General features: G+C 29.4%; 13 protein-coding genes. 1 reads left to right on the top strand and 12 read right to left on the bottom strand.

Features of this window, described 5'->3' with window-relative positions; all coding sequences use genetic code 11:
- Window positions 1-6: 6 nt before the first annotated feature.
- The 6 genes from hfq to BN2409_RS14345 form a co-directional block, all read right to left on the bottom strand.
- Window positions 7-249, bottom strand: coding sequence for an RNA chaperone Hfq (gene hfq, locus BN2409_RS14310; RefSeq protein WP_053957289.1), 243 nt, complete (start codon window positions 247-249; stop codon window positions 7-9).
- Between the two features lie 40 nt (window positions 250-289).
- Entirely contained in the window at window positions 290-1228 is a 939-nt protein-coding gene (miaA, locus tag BN2409_RS14315) for a tRNA (adenosine(37)-N6)-dimethylallyltransferase MiaA (RefSeq protein ID WP_053957290.1), read from the bottom strand.
- Between the two features lie 12 nt (window positions 1229-1240).
- Window positions 1241-3199, bottom strand: a complete 1959-nt coding sequence (gene mutL, locus BN2409_RS14320; protein ID WP_053957291.1) for a DNA mismatch repair endonuclease MutL — start codon at window positions 3197-3199, stop codon at window positions 1241-1243.
- Window positions 3200-3212: 13 nt separating this feature from the next.
- Entirely contained in the window at window positions 3213-5849 is a 2637-nt protein-coding gene (gene mutS / locus BN2409_RS14325) for a DNA mismatch repair protein MutS (RefSeq protein ID WP_053957292.1), read from the bottom strand.
- Window positions 5850-5901: 52 nt separating this feature from the next.
- Complete coding sequence (gene miaB, locus BN2409_RS14330; RefSeq protein ID WP_053957293.1) at window positions 5902-7335, bottom strand: tRNA (N6-isopentenyl adenosine(37)-C2)-methylthiotransferase MiaB; 1434 nt, start codon at window positions 7333-7335, stop codon at window positions 5902-5904.
- 1895 nt (window positions 7336-9230) lie between these two features.
- A complete protein-coding gene (locus BN2409_RS14345) occupies window positions 9231-9743 on the bottom strand; it encodes a GNAT family N-acetyltransferase (protein ID WP_053957296.1) in 513 nt (170 codons plus the stop codon).
- 533 nt (window positions 9744-10276) lie between these two features.
- On the opposite strand from BN2409_RS14345, the gene BN2409_RS14350 reads away from it, so the two are divergent.
- Window positions 10277-10768: a DUF2569 domain-containing protein gene (locus BN2409_RS14350; RefSeq protein WP_053957297.1), complete on the top strand. Its 492-nt coding sequence runs from the start codon at window positions 10277-10279 to the stop codon at window positions 10766-10768.
- Window positions 10769-10862: 94 nt separating this feature from the next.
- Here the strand turns inward: BN2409_RS14350 and ald are convergent, their stop codons facing one another.
- The 6 genes from ald to BN2409_RS14380 all read right to left on the bottom strand — a co-directional run bounded on the left by ald (window position 10863) and on the right by BN2409_RS14380 (window position 17797).
- Complete coding sequence (ald, locus tag BN2409_RS14355) at window positions 10863-12002, bottom strand: alanine dehydrogenase (RefSeq protein WP_053957298.1); 1140 nt, start codon at window positions 12000-12002, stop codon at window positions 10863-10865.
- Between the two features lie 166 nt (window positions 12003-12168).
- Window positions 12169-12783 carry a MerR family transcriptional regulator gene (locus tag BN2409_RS14360; RefSeq protein WP_053957299.1) on the bottom strand — a complete coding sequence of 205 codons (615 nt, stop codon included), beginning with the start codon at window positions 12781-12783 and terminating at the stop codon, window positions 12169-12171.
- A 198-nt stretch (window positions 12784-12981) separates the two neighbouring features.
- Entirely contained in the window at window positions 12982-13752 is a 771-nt protein-coding gene (locus BN2409_RS14365; RefSeq protein ID WP_053957300.1) for a CheR family methyltransferase, read from the bottom strand.
- Window positions 13753-13839: 87 nt separating this feature from the next.
- A complete protein-coding gene (locus BN2409_RS14370; RefSeq protein WP_199873049.1) occupies window positions 13840-15822 on the bottom strand; it encodes a bifunctional 4-hydroxy-3-methylbut-2-enyl diphosphate reductase/30S ribosomal protein S1 in 1983 nt (660 codons plus the stop codon).
- Between the two features lie 78 nt (window positions 15823-15900).
- Window positions 15901-16578 carry a (d)CMP kinase gene (gene cmk, locus BN2409_RS14375; protein ID WP_330375474.1) on the bottom strand — a complete coding sequence of 226 codons (678 nt, stop codon included), beginning with the start codon at window positions 16576-16578 and terminating at the stop codon, window positions 15901-15903.
- On the bottom strand, window positions 16571-17797 hold the full coding sequence (locus BN2409_RS14380; RefSeq protein WP_242847970.1) for a BaiN/RdsA family NAD(P)/FAD-dependent oxidoreductase: 1227 nt from the start codon (window positions 17795-17797) through the stop codon (window positions 16571-16573). Before BN2409_RS14380 ends, cmk begins: the two co-directional genes overlap by 8 nt.
- Window positions 17798-17809: the final 12 nt, after the last annotated feature.

Below are 17809 nucleotides of genomic sequence, written 5' to 3' on the forward strand. Positions count from 1 at the left end.
CTTTCGTTACTCTTCATCTTGTTTTTTTCCTAATGTTAAATTCATAGATTTTAATGGCGTAATAGTAGAGATAGCATGTTTATAGACCATATTTTGTTTTCCATCACTATCTAACACTACTGTATAACTATCAAATCCTTTAACCGTTCCTTTTATTTGAAATCCATTTACCAAATATACGGTAATGGGAACGCGTTCTTTTCTTGCTTGATTTAAAAATACATCTTGTATGTTAATTCCATTCTTCATAAATAATACCCCTCTCCTCTCCGTCATTACTTAACATATTCTATATAAACTTCCATTTTCCTTCTAGGTATTTTAGAATATCATTTTCTAATTCATAGGTTGAAGTATTATCATTTATGAAAAACCACTTCATTTTATCATATCTTTTAAACCAAGTAATTTGCCTTTTTGCAAATCTTCTAGTGTCTCTTTTGATAATCCTTATGGCTTCATCTAAATCATACTCTTTTTTTAAGTATTTGATCACTTCTTTATACCCTAAGCCTTTCATAGAAATATCTTCTTCATCAAGACCTAGATCTACTAATCTCTTTACTTCATCAACAAGTCCCATCTCAACCAACAAATCTACTCTTTTGTTGATTCTTTCATATAATCTTTCTCTATCTCTCATAAGTCCTATAAGTACATAGTCATATTCTTCATTTTCTACTAAGTTGGATTGAAAATCTTTTATTCTTTCTCCACTTTCTATAACTTCTAGGGCTCTTATAACTCTTTTTACATTGTTAGGATGAATCCTATTTGCAGCTTCCATATCTTTTTGAGCTAACTTGTCATGTAAATATTCATTTCCAAATTCTTCTGCTTCTTTTTCTAATGCTTCTCGATATTCCCAATTTCCACAAGTCTTCGTAAAATCTATATTATAGATAATAGAATTTACATAAAGCCCTGTTCCTCCTACAATCATAGGTAGTTTATTTTTACTTAAGATAAGATCTATATATTCTTTTGCCCTTTTTTGAAATTCTGCTACAGAAAAATTTTCTCTAGGATCTATTTCATCCATCAAATAATGAGCAATTCCTTGTCTTTCTTCTAAAGTGGGTTTTGCACTTCCTATATTCATACCTTTATAGACCTGCATGGAATCTGCAGAAATAATTTCTCCATTTAATTTTTTAGCAAGTTCTATAGCTACCTCTGTTTTCCCTACAGCTGTAGGGCCAACCATAATAAAAAGAGGTTTTTTCATGATACTCCTCCTTTATGTTCTTTTAAATTTTCTCTCTATTTCATATTGTGTCATCTTTACAATAACAGGTCTTCCATGAGGACAAGTATATGGATTCTCAAGCTCTGATAATTGTTTCATTAAACTGTCTATTTCTAATGCATCTAGTTTGTCATGAGCTTTGATGGCTTTTTTACAAGACATAGAAATAATTTTCTCTACCTTCATATCATAACTATTTTGAATAGAATCTTTTAAGTGATCTAGTGCTTCCATAAAAAATTTTTTTGCCTCTGGCTCTCCAAATAGCATAGGTACAGAACGAATCATAAAAGTATTCACTCCAAATTCATCTATATCAAATCCTAAGCTTGTAAAAAAATCTATATTATTTTTTACTCTTTCATATTCTATGTAAGATAATTCTAATACAATAGGTACCAATAGATTTTGACTTGCAATAGATTGATTTTTATAATGATTTGTAAGATATTCATACATGATTCTTTCATGAGCAGCATGTTGATCAATCAAATACATATTTTCTCCATCTTGTCCAATCAAATAAGTATTAAAAATCTGTCCTATAATTTGAATATTTTTAATTTCTAAATGAATTTTTCTTTCTTTTGGCTCAGTGTTTTGAGAAACTTGAATACACTCTTCTTGGAATTCTTCTTTGCTTTTATTATTTGTAATATAATGAGGCTTATCCTCTATGACAACAGGCTCATCTATATATTTTGTAGAAGGTTCTATCTTTATATCTTCTTTTATATTTGGTTTTATATGTCCCTTTACATCTGGTTTTATATCTGGTTTTATATCTTCTTTTATAGTATTCTCTATTTTTCTTATAGGACTTATAAAATTTTCTTTAACTGGTATCTCTTTAGGAGGTAATTTATATTCTTCCTTTTGTATAGGAAGATCTAATATCCTTTCTTGATGACCTTCTTCTTTTTTTACTTTTTTTTCAAAAGAAACTTTAGGAATCAAATCTTCATGAAATAAAGCATCCTTTAAGACTTTTATGATAAACTTTTTTATCGTTTCTGGATCATCAAATCGAATTTCTATTTTTGTAGGATGAATGTTTACATCAATAGAATTTGGATCTACCTGAAGGTATAAAAAACATATAGGAAATCTGTTGACCATAGTTAAAGTCTTATATGCTTCTTCTATAGCCTCACTAATCATTTTATTTTTTACATACCTTCCATTGACAAAAAATACTTGTAGTTTTTTATTTCCTCTTGATATATTTGGTTTTGAAATATATCCTTGGAGGGTAACTCCGTTTTCTTTTTCATCTGCACATAACATATTTTGAGCAATTTCTTTTCCATATATATTAAAAATATTATCTATTACTTTTCCATTTCCTGATGTAGTAAATACAATGGTTCCATTATTAATAAATCGAAAAGAAATGTTTGGATAAGCTAGGGAAAATTTGGTCACCAAATCACTAATGTACGCAGTTTCTGTGGTATTAGACTTTAAAAATTTAAGTCTTGCAGGTACATTATAAAATAAATTTTTTACAATAAAAGTAGTTCCCTTTGGACAACCCACTTCTTTTTTGTGAATAACCTCTCCCCCATGAATTTGAATTTGGGTCCCTATATAAGAATCTTCTACCTTTGTAATGAGTTCTACCTGAGATACAGCAACAATACTTGCTAAGGCTTCTCCTCTAAAACCTAAAGAAATGACTCTGTTTAAATCTTCTATATCTCTTATTTTGCTTGTAGCATGTCTTTCAAAAGCTACTTCTATATCTGAAGGATGAATCCCACTTCCATCATCTGTAATTCTTATGTAGCTTTTTCCTCCTTCTTTGATTTCAACCGTAATTTTTAAAGCTCCTGCATCAATAGCATTTTCCATCAATTCTTTCACTACAGAGGAAGGCCTGTCCACAACCTCACCAGCTGCAATTTTATTTGCAATATGCTTCTTTAGCTTGTAAATTCTTCTTACCATGCCTTACTCCCCTTTACTCTTTTGCTAATTTGACCAAACGATACAAATGGTTCATAGCATCCATAGGTGTAAGATTTAAAATGTCAATTTTTTTGAGTTCATCTATGACATAATTTTTTTCTTCATTTAAAAAATTAAGCTGTACATCTTCTTCTTTTACTACTTCTGTCTTTATTTCTTCTTTTTCTATATCTGTTTTTATTTTTTTATGATGAATATCATTTTCTTCTAATTGTATTAAAATTTCTTTTGCTCGATCAATGACTTCATCTCTTACTCCTGCAAGCTTTGCAACTTGTATTCCATAGCTTTGATCAATGCTTCCTCTAATGATCTTTCTTAAAAAAATAATATCGTCGTTATTTTCCTTTACTGAAATAGAGTAATTTTTCACACCTTCAAATATTCCTTCAAGCTCTGTGAGCTCATGATAATGGGTAGCAAATAATGTTTTGGCTCCTATCTTATCCTTTGAACTAATATATTCTACCACTGCCCAAGCAATACTAAGACCATCATAAGTACTTGTTCCTCGTCCAATCTCATCTAATATAATCAAGCTATTTTTTGTAGCCTGATTTAATATATTTGCCAGTTCACTCATCTCTACCATAAAAGTACTTTGCCCTTGTGCCAAATCATCTGAAGCTCCTACTCTTGTAAAAATTCGATCTACTATTCCTATTTTTGCATTTTGTGCAGGAACAAAGCATCCTATTTGAGCCATTAAAACGATTAAAGCTACTTGTCTCATATAAGTGGACTTTCCAGCCATATTCGGTCCTGTAATAATAGAAAATCTATTTTCTTCTCCATCTAATAGAGTATCATTTCCTACAAACAAATCTACATCCATAGTTCTTTCTACTACAGGATGACGCCCATCACAAATTTCTATCTCACAATCGTCAGAAACTACAGGTTTTACATATCCAAATCGATCACTTACCTCAGCAAAGGATAATAATACATCTAAGGATGCCACTGCATGAGCTGTATCTTGAATTTCTTTTGTGAATCTTTTGATTTCCTCTCTCACACGAATAAAAATTTCATATTCTAATTCTATAATTTTATCTTCTGCTCCTAATACTTTGGATTCTACTTCTTTAAGTTCTGGAGTAATATATCTTTCTGCATTGGCAAGAGTTTGTTTTCTAATAAAGTAATCTGGAACTAAATGTAGATTTGATTTGGTCACCTCTAGATAGTATCCAAAAACTTTATTAAACCCTATTTTTAAAGATTTAATTCCCGTACTATTTTTTTGATCATTTTCAAGATTTGCAATCCACTGTTTGCTATTTCTCACTATATCTCTTAATTCATCTAATTCTTTGTCATATCCATCTTTTATGATTCCTCCTTCTTTTAAAGCCAAAGAAGGCTCGTCCATAATCGATCTATGAATTAATTCTCTTACTTCTTCTACAAGATACATTTGATTCATCAATTTCCTTAAGATTGAAGCATCTATATCCTTTAAAATATCTTTAATTTTAGGAAGGGCTCCTAATGATGATTTTAAATTTACCAAGTCCCTTGCATTGGCATTTCCATAAGATATTCTTACTACCAATCTTTCTAAATCATATACATTTTTTAATGCTTCTTTTAATTCTTCTCGAATCATTAGATGATCCTTTAGAGACTTTACTCCATCTAGTCTAGCACGAATAGAATCAACCTCTTTTAAAGGTTCTTCAATCCATTTTCTGAGCATCCTTGCTCCCATGGCTGTGCTCGTTTTATCTAGTACCCATAAAAGAGAACCTCTTCTTTTTTTATCTCTCATAGTTTCTGTAAGTTCTAAATTTCGTCTTGTAGATTTGTCTAAAATCATAAAAGAGTCTGTTGCATAAACTTCTATATTATTTATATAAGATAGGGCATTCTTTTGTGTATCTTGTAAATATTCTATCAATGCTCCTGTCGCACAAATGCTTTTGTCTTTATGATTTAGTCCCAAACCATCTAAAGAAGCTACTTTAAAATGATCCTTTATTTTTTGTTCTCCATATTTTTTTTCAAAAGCCCAGCTGTCAAATTCATTCATATAAGACGAAGTTATCAAAGAAATTTCTTTTTCTATATTGACCCCAGCACAATCAAAAGTATTGATAATGATTTCTTTAGGATTTACTTTTACGATTTCATCTAAAAGCTTTATAAAAAATTTTTCATCTATAAATTGAGTTGTTTTTAATTCTCCTGTTGAAACGTCAGAATAGGCAATTCCTGCTCCATTTTTATCTATGTAAATAGACATGATATAATTATTTTGTTTCTCTTCTAACATATGAGCATCTATAATGGTTCCTGGTGTGATAATTTTTACAACATCTCTTTTTACAATTCCTTTTGCTTGTGAGGGATCTTCTACTTGTTCACAAATGGCTACCTTAAAACCTCTATCTACTAATTTTGCAATATAGCTTTCCGATGAATGATGGGGTACTCCACACATAGGAGCTCTCTCTTTCATTCCACAATCTCTACCAGTCAGTGTAATTTCTAGTTCCTTAGAGGCAAGTAATGCATCTTCGAAAAACATTTCATAAAAATCACCCAAACGAAAAAACAAAATACAATCTTTATATTTTTCTTTTAATTCCATATATTGCTGCATCATTGGAGTTAATTTTGTCATAAACTTCCCCCTTCTTTCACAATAAAGCCAGGGATTTCCCTGGCTATTATGTCTATTTTTCTTCTACAAAAATACCATTTAAACTAAAAGTTTTAGGTTCTGTGATTTTTACATGTACAAGTTTTCCCATTAGATCATCAGGACCTGTAAAATTCACAAGCTTACTCTCTCTTGTACGCCCCATCCATTTTGTTTCATCCGTTTTGCTTTTTCCTTCTACCAACACTTCTACTATTCTATCTTTAAGCTCCATATTTTTTCTTGCAACAATAGGATTTAAAACATTTAACAATCGATCAAATCGGTCATGCTTAACATTTTCCAAAACTTGCTCTGTATACTTTTCTGCCGGGGTTCCTTTTCTTATGGAATAAAGGAAAGTAAAGGCTGCATCATATTCTACTTTTTTGACTAAATCTAGTGTTTCTTCAAAATCTTCTTCTGTTTCTCCTGGAAATCCTACGATCATATCTGTAGTAATTGCAATACCTGGAATTTCTCTTTTTATAGTTTCTACTAATTTTAAATAATCTTCTTTTGTATAATGCCTATTCATTTTCTTTAAAATATTTGTACTTCCAGATTGAACAGGTAGATGAATATGCTCACATATTTTATGACAATCTCTCATTGCTTCTATTAATCTATAAGATAGATCTTTAGGATGTGAAGTCATAAATCTTATTCTTTCGATTCCATCTATTTCATTGATCTTATATAAAAGATCCGCAAAATCCATTTTTTCTTCTAAAGTCTTTCCATATGAATTTACATTTTGACCTAAAAGTGTAATTTCCTTTGTACCGTTTTTTGCAAGTCCCTTGATTTCTTTTAAAATATCTTCTGGATTTCTGCTTTTTTCTCTTCCTCTTGTATAAGGTACAATACAATAGGTACAGAAGTTATTACATCCATACATAATAGTTACAAATGCCTTTAATTCATATTTTCTAATCGCAGGAACTCCTTCTATGATTTCTCCTTCTTCCCATATATCTACCAACATTTCTTTAGATTGCTTTTTTTCTGTTAGCAATTGAGGGAATTTATGAAGATTATGAGTTCCAAATATTAAATCTACATGATTGTATTTCTTCTTGATAGCTTGTACTACATGAGGTTGTTGCATCATACACCCACACACTACAATAATCATATCTTTTTTCTTCTTTTTTAAAGGCTTAAGTTGTCCTAAGTTTCCATATACTTTAAATTCTGCATTTTCTCTTACACAGCATGTATTATAAATGATTAGATCTGTCTCTTCCATAACAGTAGTTTCTTCATATCCCATATTGTCAAGCATTCCTAATAGTTTTTCAGAATCGTGCTCATTCATTTGACAACCATAGGTTACCACCATAGCTTTTTTTCTTCGTCCATTTTTTTCAAAAAATATCTCATTTTCCATTTTCATCATTTCTATATATTCATTTTGAAGGGCTATTTCCTTCAAAGAAACATTCACTTCTTTTCTTTCGCTCATTCAATTATCGCTCCTTCATACTTCATACTTTTTAAATTTAGCTTGTTTTATATCATAACATATTATAACAGTTTGATGTAATTATATTCAAGGTTATACTATTGGTTTTGGCAATTCAGTCATAAATTTTGCATATCATTTTTCATATTTAATAAAAATGATCCATTTGTTTCTTTCATAGTTAAATTACTTTCAACCCAATTATAATCATTCATTTTAAAAACTTTCATCTACTCCTCCCTTTCTCGTTAATTAACCTTTAGCTTTTTTGATATCTACTATCATATTTGGTATAATTTACCTAAATAAACTGAAAGGTTGTGCATTCCATGAATTATTCAATATCAATTATTTCTGCATTTCTCACTATCTTAATTCTTCATATTTTAGATACCAAATATCATTACAAAACTAAACTTATTAAATTTTTCGGTTCAAATTTCAAATATGATATATCTCTTGGAATACTAATTTTTGTTCCTTACTTATTTCTTAAGGATTTAACAAATGAATTTCCAATACATGCTTATGAACCAATTTTTTTTGATATTTTAAATAGACCTATTTATTGTACTGTTCTTTCTTCATATTTTTACTTATGTCGTAGACCTAAAGACCTCCGTTAAATACAACGTTCTCATTTCTGATATTCAACAACTTTTCTCATTCTATTCCATCTGTCCGCAATCCTAAAGGGTACCTTTATTTTCTAGGATATGAGAGAATCAAAGCATAAAAAAAGCTTCATGTAGTACACACAAAACTTTTTGAAATCATCTTTTGTCCAAATTCCCCCTTTTCGCTTATATTATAAATTTCATACAAATGGTTAAAATAACAATATAATCTTAATCAATTTTATATTTAATCGTTCTGTATTACTTTTATGGGGATGATTTTTACCATTGTTGCAATATTTACTACTAGTTAAGGGAGGTAATAACATGGTTTATACAATGATTGTAAAAATTTCATTTATGAAAGGAGGTTAATCTATATGTTATCTGTCTCTTTTCAACAATTTATTTTTGGTGTTTTTCTGAATTGTATTGCAATATATATGGTAAAATACATTGATGATATCATACAAAGAATCATTGAAAATTCAGCCCTCAACAAAATATTAGTTACAATAAATGTGCTAATGATAATTGCTATATGCCTACTTATCGCAAATATAAATATCTTCTAATCATAAATATATATAATTTATAATTCAGCATAGATTTTTTAATAATCATCCCCATATTTTATGAAAATACACTTTATTAACCTTATATTTTGTACTTTTTTGTATTAGAATTACTTTTTTGATATAATGTTCTTAAATTTAACATTAGTGGATATCCATTAAATAAATGGAGGTACGTTTACATGGTAAATCCAATCATCAATAAAGTATTTCTAACAAAGGTTTATAAAATTATTGAATTTTCAATACAACACATATTTCTTAGTTTTGTCCTCTATATTACTTTATCTCCAATTTATATGTTTATGAGGATACAAAATAGTTTTCTAAAAAGTACATTAGTATTAGCTATTTTTTTAATATTATTCAGAAAATTTATTATATCCAAAGCAAACGACGATAAACTATTTGGTAAATATACTTTGTATGTTGAATCTCTAATAAGTATATTAATAGTTATAATTCTTTTATATACCTTTGGAATTCCTCAAATAACTTTCCATTAGCTTAAGTAAATTGTGTCATTTCTCTCTCACTAACTATCAATTTAGAGATTTCCATATAAATATAAAACACCGCAAAATTCAGTCTTGAATAATACGGTGTTTTATAAATTATCTAATTTTTTGATTGTTATACTAAATAGAAATACAGCTATCTAATAAAAGTTAAAGATCATGCTCATAATCTCACATGACAAAGTCTAGCAATCAATCGTTCCACTTACTCCATCTAATGCGCCTTTAACTAATTCACAAGCCAAAACATTTTCTTCTGGAATCTCATGCAAATATTTAATCCCAAAGTCAACAGACTTTTTAAATCCGAATTTGCTATAATAAGCAGTATCCCCTACAAGCACGATAGATTTATATCCCATATCTTTCGCCAATTCAAAACTTTTGTTTATTAATTTAGAACCAACACCTTTATTACGATATTCCAAAGCAACAGAAATAGGTGCTAATAAAAGCGTTTCTGTTTTGTAACCACTATTACTGATATAACTTTTAGTTAGCATAATATGTCCAATTAATACATTATTCTCTTCAGCTACTAAAGCAAGTTCAGGAATATAGTTATCGCTACTTCGTAATTGGTTAACAAAATCTTGTTCCTTACCATTAGAAACTTTTGCAGTTTGAAATGCAACCTTTACTAAATCATATATTTGCTTACAATCATCTTGTTTTTCTTGCCTAATAATTATATTCATATATAAACCTCCAATATTAATTGTAATTAGTAATCTGTGGGAGGCTATACTTTTATTTTATTTGTATATACCCCCCTGTTGATACCAGCTCCAATGTACCCAAATTGAACATAAAATATCTCCTTTTTATTTATTAAAATATTAATAACCTTAATATTATTAATTTATCACCATTATCTTACAGATTCATCTATATTCTATAATAATCAAAACATATTTACAAGATTATCAGCCAGAGAAAATATGCATATTTCTATTTTCAAACACCACATTATTCAATTTTCAGAGAACATTATATTTTTCCCATTAGTAATCATGTATTATTTATTTCATAATTTTATCTCTTTTAAATTATTAATATATCTTTAGTATATTTGCCAACTTACTCTTATTTTAATGGCTATTCTCCTTCTACATTATCCTCAATAGTTCATCTAATGTACTATATGTCTCAATATAAGCCAGATTACCTACAGTAAATTTTTCAATAATTGGTATAATATGATCATGACATTCAGAAGGAGGTGACACAAATGACTATTGATAATAAGACTGAGCTATTAGAATATAGTGGTATAGGTGGATGGCTACTACTGTTTACAATTACTGCAATCATTAGGCCAATATATATGGCATATGAGACCTATTCTACATTCTCCACTTCTCTTACTGAGGATACATGGTATGCACTAACATCGCCTAGTAGTCCTGTTTACCATGTTCTATGGAAACCAACTATAATTTTTGAACTTGTTGCAAATATAATTTCTGTTCTTCTAGCTCTTACAGCTTTGTTTTTACTTTTTAAAAAATCCAGATTTTTTATTAAAATGTGGTCATTTTCTGTGATCATGAGTATACTTTTCATGGTAATTGATATGATTTTATGTAATCAAATTCCAGCATTGGGTAACGAAACTTTTGAAGTTTTAGTTCAAAATTTATTCAAAAATATAGGTTACTTAACAATCTGGGGAACTTATCTACTGAAATCTCAACGAGTAAAGAATACTTTTATAAGATAATTACATTGAATCGATTATTTTATCAGATGGTTTTCTTTATACAAAAAAGAAGCTACTGAAATAGTAGCTTCCCATTTTTTATAATTTCAATTTACTAAATCGTAGCTTCAGCTTCACAACCTAGGATTTCTTCAATAGGTGTATATTCTAAATTATGAACTTTTGCTACAGATTCATAAGTAATTTTTCCATCAATTACATTTAATCCTTTTGCCAATGCAGGATCTTCACGAAGAGCAGCAAGATATCCTTTATTCGCAATTTTTAATCCGTAAGGTATTGTTGAGTTTGTAAGAGCAAAAGTAGCAGTTCTAGCTACTGCACCAGGAATGTTTGGTACTGCATAATGAAGTACACCATGTTTTTCATAAGTTGGTTTATCATGAGTTGAAATTCTATCAATAGTTTCAATAGAACCACCTTGGTCAATAGCTACGTCTACTATAACAGAACCTGGTTCCATAGTTTTTACCATTTCTTCTGTTACAAGTGTAGGAGCTTTTGCACCAGGAATAAGTACAGATCCGATCAATAAATCTGCCTTTTGAACAGCTTTTGCTATATTATAGCTATTAGACATAATTGTATTTACTTTTCCTTCAAATAAATCATCTAAGTATAAAAGTCTTGCTGGATTAATATCTAAAATCGTAACATTTGCACCTAAACCTAACGCCATTTTAGCTGCATTTGTTCCAACAATTCCTCCACCAATAACTACAACTTCTCCAGGCGCAACTCCAGGAACGCCCCCAATTAACATTCCTTTTCCACCTTCATGCTTTTCTAAGAATTGTGCCCCTACTTGTGTAGCCATTCTTCCAGCAATCATACTCATAGGAGTAAGAAGTGGTAAAGATCCATCTGCTAATTGAACTGTTTCATAAGCAATACCAATTACTTTTTTCTCTATAAGAGCTTTTGTAAGTTCTGGTTCTGGTGCTAAATGTAGGTATGTATATAGAATTTGTCCTTCTCTAAAATATCCATATTCTTCTTTTAATGGTTCTTTTACTTTTATAATCATATCTGCTTTATCAAATACTTCTTTTGCTGTAGGTATAATTTCAGCTCCTGCACTTTTAAACGCCTCGTCATCTATCCCTATTCCCATTCCAGCATTATGTTCAATGATTACTTTGTGCCCATTTTTTACAAAAGATTCTACTCCTGCAGGTGTAATGGCTACTCTGTTTTCATTGTTTTTAATCTCCTTTGGAACTCCAATAATCATGTTAATCCCCCCATTTATTTTTTATGTACACTATATATAATACATAGTGTATGTCCTGAAATTATTATAACATAGAAAACATTTTTAAGATACAGAATTTTGTTTATTGTTTAAAATTTTCTAATAAATGATTCGCACATTTTTACATATTTCATCATTCTATTTATTAAGAGCTCTTGGAAAATATTTTTTTCCAGAAAGGCTTATTTTTTTCTTCTAATCTTTTCATCTTTTCTCTCAATTGAGCCATCTCATAAGACTTCTCTTTTACTTTCATCTTAAGCCTTGCATTTTCGCAGATTAAAACATCTTTTTCTTTTCGGATCACATCTGTATTCTCAATCTCTTCTTCTTCTTTTTTCATAGAATGAAAATAATCAATAATTTCATCCTTTGCTTCTTCTAGCTTGTTCCCTATATTGAGTCGAATCGTCTCATGAACTTGATCACAAATTCTTTGAATCATGTCTTTTGCAGGATCTTTATCTATCACACATAACTCTTGTGATTCTGAAGTTGCGGCCACTTCACTAGTTGAAGGAATCACTAATTCTGGGGCTTCTAAAATCAATTTAATTTGTTTATTGGTAAGGCCTCTCTCTTGAAGCTCTTTAATATAAAATAATCTTTCTATTTCTTTATAAGTATAGTACCTACGATTTGTAGGTGTTCTAGGAATCTCTAAATTAAAATCACTTTCATAATATCTTAGTACATGAGCTTCATATCCTGTTAATTTACTTACTTCTGAAATAGAATATCTTTTTTCTTTATCAATCACATTCATCACTCCTTCAATGTAAATATTCTTGGATCATTTGATAATTCCTGCAATTTTGTAGTAAATTTAGAATATTAATTTTAGTCAAACTTTAACAACAAACAGACATTTATAACAAAAAATACTACTTCTTTACAACGTAAATTGTAAAGAAGTAGTATTTTTTTGTACTTTACGTATAAAATTATATAAATAATCTTAAATTCTCTTATAAAAAAACGTTTTTACAGAATCCAACTGATATCTTGTAGGCAATATAATTTGTTCTGTACTTCCTACAAATAATACTCCATTCTCTTTTAATGCATCTCTAAATTTTTTATACATAATTTCTTTAGATTCTTCTGTAAAATAGATCATCACATTCCTACATACAATCAAATCACATTGATCTGGATATGGATCTTTTAATAAATTATGCTGTTTAAATTGGACACAATTTTTAATTTCATCTTTGATTTTAAAAGATTCTCCTATTTTTTCAAAATATTTACTTGCTAAATGCTTAGGTACATTTTCAATACTCTTAGCAGAATAAATTCCTGTCTTAGCTTTTTGAATTACTTCTTTATCAATATCTGTAGCCAAAATTTTTATATTGCTTAAAGGCACTAATTCACTCAAAGCCATAACTAATGAATAAGGTTCATCTCCAGTAGAACATGCAGCACTCCATATTTTTAAAGTTCTACTCTTTTTTAAAAGATCAGGAAAAATATCCTTTTGTAAAATAGTCCATTGACTAGCATTTCTAAAAAATTCAGAAACATTAATGGTAAGATAATTAATAAATTCTTCAAAAATCTTTGCATCTTTATTCATTGCATTAAAGTAATCATCATAATTTGAAAAGTTGTTTCTTTTCATTAAAGAATCAATTCTTCTTTTCATCTGTCTTTCTTTATAATAAGATAAATTGATTCCTGTCTTTTTATGGACTTTCTCTTTGAATAGCTCATAATTGTTCATAGCTTGCCCCCTTTAATATTCATTCTTTTTCATACTAAATTTATATATACCCCTAAATTTAGAAAAGAATAAGGAAGATGATCTTCCTTATTCTTTAGATCCTAATATTTCTCCTATAGTAGTTGGTTCATCTTGATTGATTTGTTCTAAATTCGGTTCATTTGTATCCTCAACAGCTTCTTTGATACTTAAACTCATTCTTTTAGTTTCTTTATTTAAATCAAGTATTTTCACGTTTACTTTTTGTCCTACATGAATTTCTTCAGATGGCTTTGCAATATGTCTATCACAGATTTGAGAAATATGAACAAGTCCATCTATTCCTGATTCTACTTCAACAAATGCACCAAAATCTACAAGCTTTAATACTTTTCCTTCAACAATATCTCCAACATGATATCTCTCTTCTACAGTTTCCCATGGTTCTTTTGTAAGTTGTTTCATTCCCAATGATATTCTCTCTTTTTCTTTATCAAAGTCCAATACAATTACTTTTACTTTATCTCCTACTTTAACTACTTCTGTAGGATGTTTGATTCTTCCCCAAGCAAGATCAGAGATATGAACAAGACCATCTACTCCTCCAATATCTACAAATGCACCAAAATCTACAATTCTTCTTACTTCTCCTTCTATCACTTTGTCCTTTGAGATGTTTTCCCATAACATACGACGTTTTACTTGATTTTCTTCTTCCATAACTGCCTTACGAGAAAATACAATTTTTTTCTTTTTTTGATCAAACTCAATTACTCGTACATATAATTCTTTCCCTAGAAAGATTTTCATATCCTCTACATAGCTAGTAGATAATTGAGATGCTGGGATAAATCCTCTAATTTCTTTGTATCCAGCAATGACTCCACCCTTTACTACCTCTAAAACTTTTACAGAAATTACATTGTTTTTTCCTTCTGATTCTTCTAGTTCTTCCCAATCTTTTTTTGCATCTACTCTTTTTTTAGATAAAAGAAGGTTTCCTTCTCCATCATCTGTACTTACTATATATACTTCTATTTCATCTCCTTCTTTTACTATGTCACGAGGATTGATCGAAGGATCATTAGAGATTTCGCCTTTAGGAATAATTCCATCTGATTTATATCCTACATTTACCATAATTTCTTGATTTGTAACAAGAATAACAGTTCCTTTTACAACTTCTCCTCTTCTAAGGACTTTAAAACTTTTTTCATATTCCTCCATCATATTCATCATATCATTGTTTTCTGTATTATTCATTTTATGAATAGCCTCCTTAATAATCCAGTCCGGTGTTGAAGCTCCGGCTGTTACTCCAATTTTATCAAATTTTTTTATTTCTTCTAGTGGTAACTCTTCAGCAGTTTCTATATGATAAGTATTCTTGCAATACTTTTTACTGATTTGTACCAATTTCTGTGTATTTGAACTATGATAGCCACCAATCACAATCATAGCATCTACCATCTGGGCTACCTGGGCACATGATTTCTGCCTTTCTATTGTAGCTGTACAAATAGTATTAAATGTTTTTAATGTAGTAGATTTTTTTTCTAGTTCTTCTACTACATGATTCCATAACTCTTGAGTAATAGTGGTTTGTGCTACTACACAAATTTTATTTAGAGATTCTAATTTTGAAACAGCTTCTAGATTTTCTATAATATAAGCTTGATTATTACACCACCCATTAATGCCTATGACTTCAGGATGTTTTGGATTTCCTACAATAACAATATTATAACCTTTGTCATAATATTCTTTTGCAATTTTTTGTACTTTTCTTACAAAAGGACAAGTAGCGTCAATCAATTGTATATTATGTTCATGAGTAGAATCATAAAAATTAAGAGGAACTCCATGAGACCGTATAATTAAAGTTTTATCTTGTGCCTTTTTTATATCTTCAATCGCAAAGACTCCCATAGACTCTAACTTATCTATTACTTGATGATTATGAATCAGTGGCCCATAGGTATATATTTTTTTATTATGGTCTTTATCAATAGCATCTATCGTTTGATTCATAGCTCTCTTGACCCCAAAGCAAAAACCTGCATTATCTGCAACAATAATTTTCAATATCATACTCCCTCCTATAGGCACATTTATTTTAGATTCTACATATTCCTACAAACTCCTTCTTTAAAATTAGAAAAATCTCTTTTATTCTTTTAAATATTTTAATATTTCATGGATGACTTGTTCAATTCCTTTTCCTGTAGTATCTATTTCAATAGCATCTTGAGCTTTTTTAAGAGGTGCAATTTCTCTTTCCATGTCCATTTTATCTCTTTCTTGTATTTCATCTTTAATTTGTTCTAATGTCACTTCAAATCCTTTTTCTTTTAATTCTATATATCTTCTTTCTGCTCTTTCTTCTATAGATGCAGTCAAATAAAATTTATAAGTAGCATTAGGAAGAACAAAGGTACCAATATCTCTACCATCCATAACTACATCTTTACAAGATGCAATTTCCCTTTGTAAATAAGTCATTTTTTCTCTAACTGCTAAAATCTTCGCTACATGAGAAACCATTTTGTTTACATTAGGATTTCTGATCTCATCTGTGACCATTTGCCCATCTAAAAATATATCATTTCCCTTTATATCAATTTTAGTAGATAATAGCATTTTTTCTATATGATCCTGATTTTCAAGGTCTATATTTTCCTTAAGTACTTTTAAAGCAATTGCTCTATACATAGCACCTGTATCAATATACGTAATATTTTTAATCTCTGATATTTTTTTTGCAATAGTACTTTTTCCAGCTCCTGCAGGTCCATCTAAAGCAATACTCATACTATTCATCTCATCTTCTCCCCATTCTTTATACATTGCTTCCTGCTACAAAACCCGTAGAAAAAGCAATTTGAAGATTATATCCTCCTGTTAAAGCATCTACATCAATTACTTCTCCTGCAAAATAAAGATCTTTTATTTTTTTAGATTCCATAGTAGAAGGATTAATTTCTTTTGTATTGATTCCACCTGAAGTGATGATAGCTTCCTTTATAGGTCTTATGTTTTCTACTGTCATTTTCATATTTTGTAATAAATTCACAAGACTGATTCTTTCCTCTTTTGTAATTTGGTTTACATATTTTTCTTCTGATATACCAGACAAAGAAATCACAATTGGAATCATTTTTAAAGGAAGTAAATCTTTCAAAGCATTTTTAAATTGTTTTTTAGAATATTTTTCAAAATCTTTAATGATTCTTTTATCCAATTGTTCTGAAGTTAAAGCTGGCTTTATATTTAAAAAAATCTCAACTTTTCCTTTTTCTATATGATTTTTAATATAATTGCTCATACTAAGGACAATGGGACCTGAAATACCAAAATGTGTGAAAATCATTTCTCCAAATTCTTCGTAAATTAGTTTTCCCTTAAAACTAGCTTGTAAAGATACATTTTTAAGAGATAGTCCCTGTAACTTTTTTACCCAATCCTGTTGAATTTCTAGTGGAGCTAGAGAAGGCTTTAGAGAAACAATATCATGTCCAAAAGCTTTTGCAAATTTGTATCCATCTCCTGTAGAACCTGTAGTTGGATAACTCATTCCTCCTGTAGCTACAATCACTTTATTTCCGAATATTTTTTGTCCATCTATCAATTGTACTCCTGTAACTTGTCCATTTTCTTCTAAAATTTTACTTACTTGTTTTTGAAGTCTTATATCTACATGATATTCTTTCATATAGTTTTCAAATGCTTTGATTACATCACTTGATTTATCTGACTTTGGAAATACTCTATTTCCTCTCTCTACTTTTGTAAAAACGTTATATTTATGCATAAGATTGATTAAATCTTCATTGGTAAAAGTATAAAAGGCACTATACAAAAAATTTTTATTGGTAGTTACATGATTTAATAAATCTTCTATATCTCCATTGTTTGTAACATTACATCTTCCTTTTCCAGTAATATAAATCTTTTTTCCAAGCTTTTCATTTTTCTCAAGTAAAATCACTTTATTTCCTTTAGCTGCGGCAGTTCCTGCTGCCATCATCCCTGCAGCTCCGCCTCCGATAACAATAACCGTTTCCAATCGTATCATCCT

The sequence above is a fragment of the Inediibacterium massiliense genome, from assembly GCF_001282725.1.
Taxonomy (GTDB): Bacteria; Bacillota; Clostridia; order Peptostreptococcales; family Thermotaleaceae; genus Anaerophilus; species Anaerophilus massiliensis.